This window comes from Halorubrum sp. DM2 (genome assembly GCF_901686465.1).
Classification (GTDB): domain Archaea; phylum Halobacteriota; class Halobacteria; order Halobacteriales; family Haloferacaceae; genus Halorubrum.
The window spans coordinates 1,050,001-1,050,748 of the sequence record NZ_LR594487.1 but is presented as its reverse complement, the minus strand read 5'-3'; the positions used below and the strand labels follow the sequence as shown (position 1 = coordinate 1,050,748).

Here is a 748-nt window from a genome sequence, read left to right as displayed (position 1 = left end):
GGTGAAAGCGACGCCGATAACGTGTTCGAAGATCAGTCCGCGAAACGCCCCGTTCGGAGTCAGCGTGATCGCTCCGGCGATCTCTTCCGGAGACATACCTCCCGCCAGCGACCGGAGGATCGCGAGGTCGCCGCCGAGGACGCCGACGAGCAGTGCGAGGAGACCGAGTGCGATCGCGCTCCGTCGGCTCGACGCCAGCGCCGAGACCGCTGCCGCCAGCGACAGGTACGCGGTCCCGAAGAGGAGGACGAACGCGAGGAACCGCACGAAAAGAAGCGGCGAGTCTACTCCGCTATGCGTCGCGAAGATTCCTGTGTCCGGCGTCGCAGTTATCCAGACGTATAGCCCGACCAGCGCGAAGGGAACGCCCACGATCGCGACGAGCGCCGCGATACGCGCCAGTAACACGCCGAGAACGTAGCCGACGGTACTCACGGGATAGGTCCGTATCACAGCGAACTCGCCGCTCGTGGCGTCCGTGAGCAGCGCACGGTACCCGAGCACTATCGCGAGAAGCGGGACGAGTAGCTCTGTCGGGAGCAGAAGATCGACGACTGCCGGCACGAACCCGGTCCCCCCGCCCCCACCGACCGCGACGAGTCCGCCGAGCACGATGAGAAGTCCTGCTGCGAGGACGGCGTAGCCAGGAGTCCGTCGAACGGTTACCAGTTCGCGACGGAACACGGTCCCGATGTCCGCGAGCAACCGACTCATCGGTCCGACACCCCCGTGACGTGGACGGACTCCG

1 protein-coding gene is annotated in these 748 nt (G+C 66.0%); it reads right to left on the bottom strand.

The window, feature by feature from the left end; all coding sequences use genetic code 11:
- A partial coding sequence (locus QOL69_RS17290; RefSeq protein ID WP_345782475.1) for an ABC transporter permease subunit occupies positions 1-748 on the bottom strand: 748 nt, incomplete at both ends.